14 protein-coding genes are annotated in these 13803 nt (G+C 32.9%); all 14 read left to right on the top strand.

All coding sequences use genetic code 11. The features are described 5' to 3' along the window. The 14 genes from AAGV33_RS00070 (at nucleotide 1) to AAGV33_RS00005 (ending at nucleotide 13685) form a co-directional block, all read left to right on the top strand. On the top strand, nucleotides 1-1218 hold the full coding sequence (locus AAGV33_RS00070) for a DegT/DnrJ/EryC1/StrS family aminotransferase (protein ID WP_373389875.1): 1218 nt from the start codon (nucleotides 1-3) through the stop codon (nucleotides 1216-1218). Further along, a complete protein-coding gene (locus AAGV33_RS00065; RefSeq protein WP_373389874.1) occupies nucleotides 1218-1808 on the top strand; it encodes a sugar transferase in 591 nt (196 codons plus the stop codon). Before AAGV33_RS00070 ends, AAGV33_RS00065 begins: the two co-directional genes overlap by 1 nt. Before the next feature lie 53 nt (nucleotides 1809-1861). Next, nucleotides 1862-2980: a GDP-mannose 4,6-dehydratase gene (gene gmd / locus AAGV33_RS00060; protein WP_373389873.1), complete on the top strand. Its 1119-nt coding sequence runs from the start codon at nucleotides 1862-1864 to the stop codon at nucleotides 2978-2980. Between the two features lie 27 nt (nucleotides 2981-3007). Further along, entirely contained in the window at nucleotides 3008-3940 is a 933-nt protein-coding gene (fcl, locus tag AAGV33_RS00055) for a GDP-L-fucose synthase (protein ID WP_373389872.1), read from the top strand. 55 nt (nucleotides 3941-3995) lie between these two features. Continuing rightward, a complete protein-coding gene (gene rfbC / locus AAGV33_RS00050) occupies nucleotides 3996-4544 on the top strand; it encodes a dTDP-4-dehydrorhamnose 3,5-epimerase (protein WP_373389871.1) in 549 nt (182 codons plus the stop codon). 206 nt (nucleotides 4545-4750) lie between these two features. Continuing rightward, nucleotides 4751-5515, top strand: coding sequence for a hypothetical protein (locus AAGV33_RS00045; RefSeq protein ID WP_373389870.1), 765 nt, complete (start codon nucleotides 4751-4753; stop codon nucleotides 5513-5515). A gap of 172 nt (nucleotides 5516-5687) precedes the next feature. Further along, a complete protein-coding gene (gene rfbD, locus AAGV33_RS00040; RefSeq protein WP_373389869.1) occupies nucleotides 5688-6554 on the top strand; it encodes a dTDP-4-dehydrorhamnose reductase in 867 nt (288 codons plus the stop codon). 56 nt (nucleotides 6555-6610) lie between these two features. Further along, nucleotides 6611-6916, top strand: coding sequence for a GxxExxY protein (locus AAGV33_RS00035; protein WP_373389868.1), 306 nt, complete (start codon nucleotides 6611-6613; stop codon nucleotides 6914-6916). A gap of 132 nt (nucleotides 6917-7048) precedes the next feature. After that, entirely contained in the window at nucleotides 7049-8095 is a 1047-nt protein-coding gene (rfbB, locus tag AAGV33_RS00030) for a dTDP-glucose 4,6-dehydratase (protein ID WP_373389867.1), read from the top strand. A gap of 55 nt (nucleotides 8096-8150) precedes the next feature. Further along, a complete protein-coding gene (locus tag AAGV33_RS00025; RefSeq protein WP_373389866.1) occupies nucleotides 8151-8540 on the top strand; it encodes a GxxExxY protein in 390 nt (129 codons plus the stop codon). 39 nt (nucleotides 8541-8579) lie between these two features. After that, on the top strand, nucleotides 8580-9452 hold the full coding sequence (gene rfbA, locus AAGV33_RS00020) for a glucose-1-phosphate thymidylyltransferase RfbA (protein ID WP_373389865.1): 873 nt from the start codon (nucleotides 8580-8582) through the stop codon (nucleotides 9450-9452). Between the two features lie 244 nt (nucleotides 9453-9696). Then, nucleotides 9697-10479, top strand: coding sequence for an MraY family glycosyltransferase (locus tag AAGV33_RS00015; RefSeq protein WP_373389864.1), 783 nt, complete (start codon nucleotides 9697-9699; stop codon nucleotides 10477-10479). A gap of 19 nt (nucleotides 10480-10498) precedes the next feature. Further along, a complete protein-coding gene (locus AAGV33_RS00010; protein ID WP_373389863.1) occupies nucleotides 10499-11647 on the top strand; it encodes a DegT/DnrJ/EryC1/StrS family aminotransferase in 1149 nt (382 codons plus the stop codon). A 103-nt stretch (nucleotides 11648-11750) separates the two neighbouring features. After that, nucleotides 11751-13685 (top strand): polysaccharide biosynthesis protein, encoded by a 1935-nt coding sequence (locus AAGV33_RS00005; protein WP_373390214.1) that lies wholly within the window; start codon nucleotides 11751-11753, stop codon nucleotides 13683-13685. The last annotated feature ends 118 nt before the right edge of the window (nucleotides 13686-13803 follow it).

The following is a 13803-nucleotide window of genomic DNA, read 5'->3' as shown; positions in this document are numbered from 1 at the left end:
ATGAATATACCTTTTTCCCCTCCTTTCATTGATGACACTATTATTGATGAAGTTGTTGATTCGTTAAAGTCTGGTTGGATTACAACTGGGCCAAAAGTAAAAGCACTAGAAGAAGAAATTAAAAAATTCTCTAAAGCCAAGGAAGTATTATGCGTTAATTCTTGGACTTCAGGAGCAATAATGATGTTAAAATGGCTTGGAGTAAAAGAAGGAGATGAAGTGATAGTGCCTGCTTATACTTATAGCGCAACAGCATTAGCAGTTATTCATTCTGGAGCTAAACCCGTTATGGTTGATATTTGTGAAGATTTTAATATTTCTGTTAAGGCAATAAAAAATGCAATTACAAAAAAAACAAAGGCAATAGTTCCTGTGGATATAGCTGGTTTTCCTTGCGATTATGAAGAAATTATGCAATTAGTAACAAGTGAAGAAATAAAAGCTTTATTTGTTCCTACTTCTGATATCCAAAAAAAAGCAGGACGAATTTTAGTTATAAATGATGCTGCACATTCTCTCGGGGCTTTTTATAAACAGGGAATTCCAACAGGAAGCGAAACTGATATTGCAATATTTTCACTGCATGCTGTTAAAAATGTTACTACCGCAGAAGGAGGTGCAATTTGTTTGAATTTGCCTGTGCCTTTTGACAATAAAGAATTATATACTTATTTACGTCAAATGAGTTTAAATTGCCAGACAAAAGATGCATTTTCGAAAAGTAAAGCCGGTGGCTGGAGATATGATATTACTGGCTTAGGAATGAAAATTAATATGGCTGATGTTAATGCAGCAATTGGATTGGCACAAATACGTCAATACCCATTATTGCTTGCTGAAAGAAAACGAATCTTTAATACATACAATAATGCTTTCAAGCAGTTGTCATGGGCAATTGCACCTCCATCGTTAGAGAATGGAAAAGAATCATCTTATCATTTATATGCTTTGCGTATAAATGATATTACTGAGATACAACGAGATGCTATCATTGACGAGATTTCTAAAAGAGGTGTTTCTGTGAATGTTCACTTTATTCCAATGCCAATGTTGTCTTTTTTTAAGGAACAAGGTTATAATATTAAAGATTACCCGCAAGCCTATAAAAATTATTCTTGTGAAATTTCATTACCAATTTATCCTCAACTTCAGGAAGAAGAAGTGAAGTTTGTAATTGATACTGTAAAGGAAGCTTATCAAACAATAATTAAATTTTAATGACACGATTTTTTGATATAGTATTTTCTTTTTTCGGTATTTTATTTCTTTCTCCGATTTTCATTATAATTTATTTTTTAATTGTTTTTGAGAGTAAGGGAGGAGGTTTTTACATGCAGAATAGAGTAGGGAAGCAAGGGAAAGATTTTAATTTGTACAAATTTCGTTCGATGTCTATAGGTTCTGATAAAACAGGACTGATAACAATTGGAGGAAATGACTCCCGTATTACAAAAACGGGGCTTTTTATCAGAAAGTATAAAATAGACGAACTCCCGCAGTTATTTAACGTTCTTAATGGAGATATGAGTTTGGTTGGTCCCAGACCAGAAGTGAGAAAATATGTTGATTTATACAATGCAGAACAGCTTGAGGTTTTGAGAGTTAGGCCCGGAATTACGGATTATGCGTCCATTGAATATGCAAATGAAAATGAAATTCTTGGCTCTGTCTTAAATCCTGAAAAGGTTTATATTGAGGAAATTATGCCAGCTAAGATTCAGTTTAATATGAAGTATATTAAAAATAAAGGTTTGGGCGAGTACTTTAAAATTATCATTTTGACATTAGGTAAAATAATAAAAAAATAAATCATTGCTTTTCTATTTAAACTTCGGATAAAAAACAAAAATAAAAAACAAAAATGAAAATAGCACTTATAACAGGAATCACAGGACAAGATGGCTCCTATTTGGCAGAATTATTATTAGAAAAAGGATATATGGTTCATGGTATTAAAAGAAGAGCTTCTTCTTTTAATACCCAAAGAATCGATCATATCTATCAGGATTTACATGAAGATCATGTGAATTTGAAGTTACACTATGGTGATTTAACAGATTCTACTAATGTTATTCGTATTATTCAGGAAGTACAACCGGACGAAATATACAATTTAGGAGCAATGAGTCATGTAAAGGTATCTTTTGATTCTCCTGAATATGTGGCTAATGTTGATGGTATTGGTACGCTAAGAATCTTAGAAGCAGTGCGTCTTTTAGGTTTGGAAAAGAAAACCAGAATCTATCAGGCATCTACATCAGAATTGTATGGTGGTTTGGTTGAGAATAAAAATGAAAAAGGATTGTATGATGAGCATTCTCCATTTTATCCGCGTTCGCCTTATGGAGCGGCTAAAATTTATGGTTTCTGGATCACCAAAAACTATAGAGAAGCTTACAATATGTTTGCTTGTAACGGGATTTTGTTTAATCACGAATCGCCCCGTCGAGGAGAAACCTTTGTGACTCGTAAAATTACCATGGCTACAGCTGCTATTGCTTTAGGAGAACAAGATTGCTTGTATTTAGGGAACTTAGATGCGCAACGTGACTGGGGACATGCTAAAGATTATGTAGAAGCGATGTGGCGTATTTTGCAACAGGATGTAGCCGAAGATTATGTTATTGCAATGGGAGAAACTACCTATGTACGTGATTTTGTTAGTATGGCTTTTGCAGAAGTAGGAATTGCTATTGAGTTTAAAGGTGAAGGAGTAGATGAAAAAGGTTATGTTACTTTTTGTAGCAATCCTGATTATCAATTGGAAATCGGTAAACAAGTAATTGCTGTTGATCCACAATATTTCCGTCCGACTGAAGTAGATTTATTAATTGGTGACCCAACAAAATCGAAAACTCAGTTAGGATGGGTACCTCAATATAATTTAAAAGGATTGGTAGAAGAAATGATGGCTTCAGATATTGTATATGTTCAAAAAGAAAAGATGTTAAAAGAAGTTCGCTCCACTTTTAAAAAGTAATTTATCTTTAAAGAAGAAAATAATACTATGAATTCAAATGATAAAATTTATATAGCCGGACACCGCGGTATGGTAGGTTCGGCTATTTTACGACAACTAAAGGCTGAAGGATATACTAATTTTGTATTAAGAACCTCATCTGAGTTGGATTTAAAAGACCAACAAGCAGTTGCTGATTTTTTTGCTCAGGAAAAACCGGATTATGTTTTTTTAGCCGCTGCGAAAGTGGGTGGTATTGTTGCTAATAATACCTTTAGAGCTGATTTTATTTATGAAAATTTGATGATTCAAAATAATGTGATTCATCAGGCGTATGTGAATAAGGTTAAAAAATTAATGTTTCTGGGGTCTTCTTGTATTTATCCAAAAATGGCACCACAGCCATTAAAAGAAGAATACATGCTGACTGGTGAATTAGAGCCAACAAATGAGCCTTACGCAATTGCTAAAATTGCTGGAATTAAAATGTGTGATGGTTACCGTTCTCAATATGGAGCTAATTTTATTTCGGTGATGCCCACTAATTTGTATGGGCCAAACGATAATTATGATTTAAATAATTCGCATGTATTACCGGCAATGCTTCGTAAGTTTATTACAGCTAAACGTAATGGAGATAAATCAGTAACTATTTGGGGAACAGGAAGTCCGAAAAGGGAATTTTTACATGCAGATGATCTTGCTGAAGCATGTGTGTTTTTAATGGAAAATTATGATGAATCCGGATTAGTAAATATTGGAGTAGGAGAAGATATTTCAATTCTAGATTTAGCTATCTTGGTAAAAAAAATAGTTGGTTTTGAAGGCGAAATTTTTACTGATACTTCTAAGCCTGATGGTACCCCTCGCAAACTAATGGATGTTTCGAAATTGAATGGTTTTGGATGGAAAGCTAAAACAAGTTTAGAAGAAGGTGTCCAGAAAGTTTATGATGAAATAAAAGATACTGTTTGGGAGTAATAATTTAAAATTTATTTTAGAATTAAATTATTAACCTCGGAAAAATGTAATTAACATGAACATTGAAAAAACTGCTATACAAGATTTAATTATCATTAATCCAACCGTGTTTCCTGATGAACGCGGTTATTTTTTTGAAGCCTATAACAAGACGAAATTTGCAGAAAACGGAATCCATTACAACTTTATTCAGGACAATCAGTCTTTTTCTAAAAGAGGGGTAATCCGTGGTTTACATTTGCAGATTAACCCTTTTCCACAGGCAAAATTAGTGCGTGTTTTAGAAGGTGAAATTCTGGATATAGCTGTTGATTTTCGTAAAAATTCCCCAACATATGGGCAGTATGTATGCGTGGTATTGAGTGCTGAAAATAAAAAACAGTTTATGGTACCGCATGGTTTTGCTCATGGTTTTTCGGTATTGAGTGAAACTGCATCGGTATTGTATAAAGTAGATCAGGTGTATCACAAAGACAGTGAAAGAGGAATTCGATACAATGACCCTGTTTTAAATATTGATTGGAAAGTAGAGGCTGACGAAGTGATTGTATCTGAGAAAGATTTGATTTTACCAAGTTTTAATGACATTGATTGGGAGTTTTAAATACCAATTGTCACGAATTATGACGAATTTATCTAATCTTAATTATGTGAAGTGTGAGTTGTAAGGGGATGGCTGGCAGTTGAATTGACTTCATTTGTGAAAAAAAAATGAGAAAGAGTATCAAAACGCATTAAAAGCTACTGAATTGTATTAAAAATTCTGTTAAAAGTAAAGGTTTTATTTTTTATATTTAACAGAAAAAAGATATGGCAAAAGCATTTGGTCCTATTCAGCTTACTGGGACGCTTTCTGATTTGAATTTTTATATTACTCCTGACGGTAATATTGTTCGGGAAAGAGGGAAAACGGGCAATACTAAAAAGAGCTTTAGAGAGAACCCTATTTTTATTCCGATAAAGCAACATGGTAAAGATTTTGGTCTGTGTGCCAAAAAAGGAAGTATTTTTCGACAACTAGTTAAAGCCTTTTATGATCATGCTAAAGATGGCTCGATAGCTGGAAGAACTAATCAACTGTTGCACGCTATTATTAAAGAAGACCAGTTGCATCCCAGAGGTTCGAGACAATTAATAACTGGATTACAATCTAAAGAAGCTCTGAAGTTTTTAACAGGATTTGAAGGAAACAAAGCCAGACCGTTAGGTGTTGTTTTAAAAAAGAAGATTGCCTTTAACTGGGATAAAAGAGCAATTTCCCTTAAAAATATTAATCCGCTAAAGCATATTGACTGGCCAGAAAATGCTACAGAAGTGCATCTTCAAATTGCCATTTCGAATTGGAATTGTGAAGCCGATACTTTTGAGACTTCTTATAGTAATGCTATTGTTTTGCAAAAAGAAGCTGGACTAAGTAAGATTGTTTTTGAACTTAAGCCCTTGCAGAATAAGGATTTGTGGTTAGCTTTTATTCATGTTCGATTTAGTAGCAGGATATATAATACGGTTAAGGTTTTGCCGAATAAATGGAATACGACGACGATTATCGGATGTAAGTGGGGTAATGATTTGTGAATTGTGGGATGAATTTCTTTTCTTACCCCTAGCCCCTAAAGGGGAAAAGAAATTAAGACGTGATTACTTATCCTATACGTTATAATTTTCGGCTTCCACCGCGGCGGATTGCGGAAAACAAAAAAGATATTAATTCGTTTCGATTCGGATGAATTCGTAAAATTAGAAATAAATGAAAAAAATACTTATAACAGGAGGAAACGGTCAGTTAGGATCGGAATTACGGGTTTTGTCAAAAGGCTATACCCAGTTTGAATGGGTTTTTACCGATTTTCAGGAACTGGATTTGTGTGATCTGGAAAATTTAGAAAATGCATTAATTACTATTAATCCTCAGATTATTATTAATTGTGCGGCACATACTGCTGTAGATAAAGCAGAAACGGAAACGGAATTGTCAGATGTGTTGAATCATCGTTCAGTGGCTGTATTAGCCAAATGGAGTCATGCAAATGATTGTCAATTCATTCATGTTTCTACGGATTATGTGTTTGATGGCACCGCATCAACAGCGCTGACTGAAAATGCCCAACCTAATCCGATTAATGTTTACGGAGTAACAAAATTAGCAGGAGAACAGATTTGTTTGCAAAATAATCCGGATGCTATTATTATCAGAACTTCTTGGGTGTATTCGAGTTTTGGAAATAATTTTGTTAAAACGATGTCCCGCTTAATGCAAGAACGCGATAGCCTGAATGTAGTCAATGACCAAATAGGAAGTCCTACGTATGCAGCTGATTTGGCAAGGGCAATTATGACCATATTGATTCATAAAAACTGGCAAGCCGGGATATATAATTTTTCTAACGAAGGTGAAATCAGTTGGTACGAGTTTGCACTGGCCATTCAGGAAATTGGTGGTTTCGACTGTGCTATCAGTGGCATTCCATCTTCTGCCTATCCTACGCCAGCCAAACGCCCACAATATTCTTTACTGGATAAGACTAAAATAAAAACAACTTTTGGAGTTGAAGTTCCTGATTATAAGGAAAGTTTGAAAAGCTGCATGGATTTATTACGAATTAAAGCGAATTGAAGCGAATTGAAGCGAATTTTAAAACGAATTAATGCGAATTAAAACGAATTATACGAATGGATTCTGATAACAAAATTCTTTACAAAGAAGAAAGCTTTAAAATTATTGGAGCCTGTATGAAAGTGCATCGTTCATTAGGAGCTGGATTTCTGGAGGCAGTATATGAGGAAGCCTTAATGAAAGAATTTCTAATACAAAATATTCCTTTTAAAAGGCAGCTGAAATTAGAACTATATTATGATAATCAGAAATTGAATAAGTATTATCGAGCTGATTTTGTATGTTATGATAGTATTATTTTAGAAATAAAAGCGGTAACTCATATTCCGGATATTTTTTATGCACAGTTGAAAAATATTTGAAATGTACACAAATGGATTTAGGTATGTTGATTAATTTTGGTACGACTTCATTAACTTATAAAAGAATAATTAATTTAAAAAATTCGGATTAATTCGTGTCAATTTGGATTAATTCGTAAAATTAAAAATAAAATGAAAAAAATATTAATTACTGGCGGAGCGGGTTTTATAGGTTCGCATGTGGTGAGACGTTTTGTAAATCAATATCCAGAATATCAAATTTTTAATCTGGATGCACTAACTTATGCAGGAAATTTAGAAAATATTGCCGATATTGAGAAAGAACCTAATTATACTTTTGTAAAAGGGGATATTGTGGATGCTCCATTTTTAGATGCATTATTTGAAGAACATCAATTTGATGGCGTATTGCATTTAGCGGCCGAATCACATGTGGATCGTTCGATTACTGATCCGATGGCATTTGTAAAAACCAATGTTATTGGAACTGTAAATCTATTAAATGCTGCTAAGGCAATATGGCATGGTAATTACGAAGGGAAACGTTTTTACCATATCAGTACTGATGAGGTGTATGGAAGTTTAGGAGCAGAAGGCTTGTTTACTGAAACTACGGCTTATGACCCTAATTCTCCGTATTCAGCTTCAAAAGCCAGTTCGGATCATTTTGTACGAGCCTATGGAGAGACTTATGGTTTTCCGTATGTTTTGACTAATTGTTCTAACAATTATGGACCTTTTCATTTTCCAGAAAAATTAATCCCGTTGTTTATCAATAATATTATTCAAAATAAACCTTTACCTGTTTATGGTGATGGTAAATACACCCGTGATTGGCTGTTTGTGGAAGATCATGCCGTGGCGATTGATCTGGTTTTCCATAAAGGTAAAAATCACGATACGTATAATATTGGTGGTTTTAACGAATGGCAAAATATTGATTTGGTAAAGTTACTTTGTAAAATCATGGATGAGAAATTAGGAAGAACTGAAGGAACTTCGGTAGAATTGATTTCATATGTTAAAGATCGTCCAGGACATGATTTACGCTATGCAATTGATGCCAATAAAATAAACAAAGAATTAGGATGGAAACCTTCGGTTACTTTTGAGCAAGGGTTGGAGAGAACCATCAATTGGTATTTAGAGAATGAAAACTGGTTGAATAATGTTACTTCTGGAGCTTATGCTTCTTATTATGAAAAACAATATTCTTAACACGAATTTTATACGAATTAAGGCGAATTGAGACGAATTAAGACGAATTGTACGAATGGATTCTGATAATAAGATAGTTTACAAAGATGAAAGCTTTAAAATTATTGGAGCCTGTATGAAAGTGCATCGTTCTTTAGGAGTAGGTTTTTTAGAAGCCGTTTATGAAGAAGCCTTGGAGAAAGAATTTAAAATTCAATGTATTCCTTTTAAAAGACAGTTAAAATTGGAATTATATTATGATAAAGAGAAATTAAATAAGTACTATCGGGCAGATTTTGTTTGTTATGATACTATTATTTTAGAGATAAAAGCTGTGTCTCATATTCCGGATATCTTTTATGCACAGCTACGAAATTATTTAAAATGTACAAAGATGAAATTAGGAATGCTAATTAATTTTGGTACGTCTTCACTTATGTATAAAAGAATTATAAATTCGCATTGATTCGTTTTAATTCGCATCAATTTGTAAAATTAGAAAAAAATGAAAGGAATTATTTTAGCTGGAGGATCTGGTACCCGATTGCATCCGTTAACATTGGCCATGAGTAAGCAAATGATGCCAGTGTATGATAAGCCAATGATTTATTACCCATTATCTACTTTGATGATGGCTGGGATTCATGAAATATTAATTATTTCTACTCCTCATGATTTACCAAATTTTAAGAGACTGTTAGGAGATGGTTCAAACATAGGCTGTCAATTTAGATATGCTGAACAGGCTATACCTAATGGACTGGCTCAGGCTTTTGTGATTGGGGAAGAATTTATTGGAGATGATAGTGTAGCATTAGTTTTAGGAGATAATATTTTCTTTGGCTCAAATATGCATGAATTGTTACAATCGAATACCAATCCGGATGGAGGAGTGGTTTTTGCATACCATGTTTCAGATCCGGAACGTTATGGAGTAGTTGATTTTGATAAAGATTTAAAGGCACTTTCGATAGAAGAAAAGCCATTGGAACCAAAATCGAATTATGCTGTTCCAGGTTTATATTTTTATGATAATTCAGTTGTTGAAATTGCTAAAAACATTAAGCCAAGCCCTCGTGGAGAATATGAAATTACAGATGTAAATAAGGTCTATTTAGAAAAAGGAAAATTAAAAGTGGGTATTTTAAGCCGAGGTACAGCATGGTTAGATACTGGAACTTTTAATAGTTTGATGCAGGCTGGGCAATTTGTTCAGGTTATTGAAGAACGACAAGGGTTAAAAGTAGGCTGTATCGAAGAAGTAGCTTGGAGGCAAAAATTTATAACGGATCAACAATTGAAAGATCTTGCTGAGCCATTAAAAAAGTCGGGTTATGGAGATTATCTTTTAAGTTTGTTGAAGCATAAAAGTTATTAGTTATCTGTTATAAGTTATGTGTTATCAATATTCTGTTCATACAGAAAAATCAAAATTATCATTTTTATAGTATGCAATACCTTATATTATTTTTATTGTTTTTAGTTCTTGAATTGCTTTACTTTAAAATAGCAGATCAGTATAATATTATCGATAAACCTAACAGTCGATCTTCTCATACTTCCATTACTTTACGAGGTGGGGGAATCATTTTTCCTATTGTGCCATAGTTATCGCTTTTTTTATGGGTTTTGTAAGCTGGTCAGTGATGTTGGGAGTGGTATTAGTAGCAACAGTTAGTTTTATTGATGATATCAAACCTTTGTCTCAGTTACCACGGTTTCTTTCGCATGTAATTGCTGCTGTTTTAGTTTTTTATGAATTGAATTTGTTTTCAGAACCCTTGTGGTTGCTACCCATACTATTTGTGTTGCTGATTGGCTGGGTCAATGCATTTAACTTTATGGATGGTATTAATGGAATAACGGTTTTATATGCTTTAACAGCTATAATAAGTTTTTCGTTGTTACCTTTAAATCAGTTGCAATTACCATTATTGATTTCTATGGGATTGTCTTGTATTGTTTTTGGAATTTTTAATGTTCGAAAAAAAGCGAAAACTTTCGCTGGAGATGTAGGGAGTATTAGTATGGCACTTTTTTTGGGTTATTTTATGATGAAGACAATTATTGAATCGGGGCAATTGTCTTTTATTCTGTTTTTTTCAATTTATGGTATTGATGCTGGAATAACCATCTTAAACCGAGTTAAAAAAAGAGAAAACATTTTCCAACCGCACCGCTCTCATTTGTATCAATATTTGGCTAATGAAATTGGGTTATCCCATATTTTAGTTTCCTGTATTTATGCCGTGCTACAATTGGGATTAAATATTTTTCTTATTTATATGGATACACAGGGAAATTTAACTTTACTATTTTCCATTGGAATTTTATTTACTTTAGTAATTGTTTATATGCTTTTCCGTCAGTTTATTATTCGTAAAATAGTTTTGAGTAATTCCTGATTCATTTTAATCTTTAAAAGTGCATAAAAATAAAATTTGGCTCTCGTCTCCTTACTTAGGAGGAAATGAACTGAAGTACGTTCAAGGTGCATTTGATACTAATTGGATTGCTTCTGTAGGTGATAATATTGATAGATTCGAAGGGGATTTAGAAGCTTATTTAGGTGATGGATATGCAACTGTTTTAAATTCAGGGACAGCAGCAATTCATTTGGGGTTAATTTTACTAGGAGTTCAGCCTGGAGATGAAGTACTTTGTCAGAGCCTGACTTTTGCAGCTTCGGCAAATCCAATTCTTTATTTAGGTGCTACGCCTATTTTTATTGATAGTGAAATACAAACATGGAATATTTGTCCTGTTGCACTCGAAGAAGCAATAATTGATCGTATTGCTAAAGGGAAAAGACCAAAAGTGATTATAGCTGTTGATTTGTATGGGATGCCATATCAAGTTGAAGCTGTCAGAAAGCTAGCAAATCAATATGCAATTCCTATCCTAGAAGACAGTGCCGAAGCATTGGGCAGTAGCTACAAAGGTAAGAAATGTGGAACTTTTGGGGATATTAGTGTTTTATCTTTTAATAATAATAAAATAATCACCACTTCTGGAGGCGGGGCAATAATTACAAAAAAAATGAGTTTAAAGGAAAAAGCTTTTTTTTTAGCAACACAATCTCAAGACAAAGGAGTGTCCCATTATCAACATTCTGAAATAGGTTATAACTACAAAATGAATAATATTAGCGCTGGTATTGGTCGGGGGCAAATGGAAGTTTTAGATATAAATTTAGGTTTGCGAAAAAAGGTACATCAATTTTATTTAAATTTGTTTAAGAATATTGCTGGAGTAACTGTTTTTAATGTACCCACTGATGATTATTGTTCGAATCATTGGTTAACTACAATATTGATAGAGACAAGCTTGACAAAAGGAATATCCAGAGAAGATTTAAGATTAGCTTTGCTAGAAGAGAATATAGAATCCCGTCCAGTGATGAAGCCTATGCATTTACAACCCATATTTAAAAAGTATTCTTTTTATGGAGGGGATAATGCTGGTAAACTTTTTGAGAATGGATTGTGTCTGCCTTCTGGTTCCAATCTTTCTAAAGAGGAACGTGACAGAATTGAAACGGTAATTTTGAATTTATTTAAAGTAGGATTGTAAAAAAACGTTTTTTGAATGTTTTTTATGTACTACTTTTACAGTTGAAAAAAAAAGTAATAAATAAGATATTTTGAATAAGTATACTAAAGATGATGTAACACGCATGTTACTGGGCTTTCTTTCTCGGAAAGATTTGTTATCTACTATCCGCAATTTGAGTTATCTACCAAGATGGATTGTTGTAGGAATAGATGTAATGGTTTTAATTATTAGTTTTTTCTTTACAAGATTAATTATTAATGGTTTAGGTTTAAGTTATATCACTCTTAATGATAAGGCTCCTTATATCTGTTTTTTATTGGGTGTAAATGTTGTCTTTTTTTGGATTTTTAGAACTTATGCAGGTATCATAAGGCATTCATCCTATATTGATGCAATAAAATTATTGTTTTCTCAAATTTCAGTTTTAGTTTTTTTTGTCACTTTAAATTTTGTTTTTCAGTCTTTTTATGGTTATAAAATCTATTTGAACACTGCACTTTTTATAAATATGGTGCTTTCATTTTGTAGTTTGTTTTTATACCGTGTAGTGATAAAACAAGTTTTTGAACGTTTTTTTTCGGAAAGGAATGATGTTAAATTGCCTCGTACGATCATTTATGGAACAGATGCGAATGCCCTAGCTGTAGCAAAATCATTAAAATTAGAGGTGCCTACCCGATTTAAAATTGTAGGATTTGTAGATAAAAATAGCCAAAATTCTTCTAAGAGAATGATGGATTTACCCATTTTAATTTTAAAGAAAAAATTACCTACACTGATGCGTTCTATAAACGCAGAAGGAGTGATTATTGCCGATAAAAGTTTGTCTAAAGAAGAGCGACTGGTAATAGTAGAACAGTGTTTAGAATTCAATTACAAAGTATATATAGTACCATTAATTACCGATTGGGAAAATCAAAAAGAAATTTCTCAAAAAGTAAAAAAAATACAAATTGAAGATTTATTAGATAGAAAACCGATTGTTTTAGATGGAAAGGCTATTTCAAAGCAGTTAAAAGACAAAACTATTTTAATAACGGGTGCTGCAGGATCTATAGGTAGCGAAATAGTAAGACAGGTTTTATTATTTAAACCTAAAATAATAGTAGTAGTAGATCAGGCCGAAACCCCTTTACATAATTTATGTTTGGAACTAAATGTTTTAGAAACTCAAGTTGAAATTGCTACCATAGTAGCTGATATTAGAAATAAAGATGCTATGAATACTATTTTTAGTAATTATCATCCTGAGGTAGTCTATCATGCTGCCGCTTACAAGCATGTGCCTTTAATGGAAGAAAATCCTTCACAAGCCATTTTGACCAATGTAGAAGGGACTAAAAATATAGCCGATTTAGCTTCTTTGTTTAAAGTCAAAAAATTTGTAATGGTTTCTACAGATAAGGCAGTAAATCCAAGTAATGTAATGGGAGCGAGCAAACGTATTGCCGAAAAGTACGTACAATCTTTACAACTAAAATCAAATGCTAATAAGACAGCTAAAAGCACTAAATTCATTACTACCCGATTTGGAAATGTTTTAGGCTCTAATGGTTCTGTAGTGCCATTGTTTACCAAACAAATTGCTGCTGGTGGACCTATAACCATTACCCATCCCGATATTATTAGGTATTTCATGACTATTCCCGAAGCTTGTCAGCTTGTTTTAGAAGCTGGAGCTATGGGAAAAGGAGGTGAAATTTATATATTTGATATGGGAAAACCAGTCAAGATTATTGATTTGGCTCGAAAAATGATCAAACTAGCTGGTTTTATTCCTGAAGAAGATATTAAAATAAAAATTGTAGGCTTACGACCAGGAGAAAAATTATACGAAGAATTATTAAACGATACTGCAAAAACTATTGCCACTCACCATCACAAAATTATGATTGCCGAAGAAATTCAAGAAGAATTTGAAATTCTGCATGATGAAATTGAGGAATTGATTACCATTGCTAATTTCCATAAAAAAGAGGCTATAGTAACTAAAATGAAAAAAATAGTGCCTGAGTTTAAAAGTATGAACTCCACTTATGAAGTATTAGACAAATAAGTTATAAAGCGATTTTTTTACCGCAAAGACCACAAAGTTTTCGCAAAGTCTTACTAAGTCTTTTTTATTAGAAATTAATCTGTGCTTCTAAAAACGAGTATAAAAAATTGTTCTCTGC

Source organism: Flavobacterium magnesitis (assembly GCF_041729735.1).
Classification (GTDB): Bacteria; Bacteroidota; Bacteroidia; order Flavobacteriales; family Flavobacteriaceae; genus Flavobacterium; species Flavobacterium magnesitis.
The sequence above is the reverse complement of the archived record's forward strand: the minus strand, read 5'-3'. Positions and strand labels throughout refer to the sequence as shown.